The organism is Haloferax sp. KTX1 (genome assembly GCF_902410085.1).
GTDB classification, from domain to species: domain Archaea; phylum Halobacteriota; class Halobacteria; order Halobacteriales; family Haloferacaceae; genus Haloferax; species Haloferax massiliensis.
The window spans coordinates 1-430 of the sequence record NZ_CABPRH010000228.1; the positions used below are offsets into that span (position 1 = coordinate 1).

Below are 430 nucleotides of genomic sequence, written 5' to 3' on the forward strand. Positions count from 1 at the left end.
GGCTGGAAGGGGCGGCGACACAGCGCGTCTCGTTCCCGAGCGGAACGCGGCACTTTTGCCCGGCGAGTGACTCTCCCCCTGCATGACCAAACACACGGAGTTTCTGGCGGGCGAGCGGCCTGAAGACGTGCTCTTCTTCCTGCACGAGGACGCCGTCTCGAACCCCGGCGCGCTGGCCGAGTACGCCGACGAAGTCGAGGACGGCCACGTCCTCGTCCTGCCGGGCGACGACGGCCGCAGCGCGTTCCAGTCGGCGACGGGCATCGACCCGATGGGACTGGCTCAGCAGGCGATGGGTACGGAGGGCGACATCAACGACGACCTGACCGGCGCAGTCTGTCCGGTCGCCGAGGAGGAACCGGAGAGCGACCACACGACCCGATTCGTCTTCGCCTTCGCCGAGGAACAGAACGAGGACGTAGGCGGGCTC

At 68.1% G+C, this 430-nt stretch carries 1 protein-coding gene; it reads left to right on the forward strand.

Annotated elements, in window-relative coordinates; translation table 11 throughout:
* Positions 1 to 82: 82 nt before the first annotated feature.
* A partial coding sequence (locus FY251_RS21590; protein ID WP_148416951.1) for a DUF5807 family protein occupies positions 83 to 430 on the forward strand: 348 nt, incomplete at its 3' end.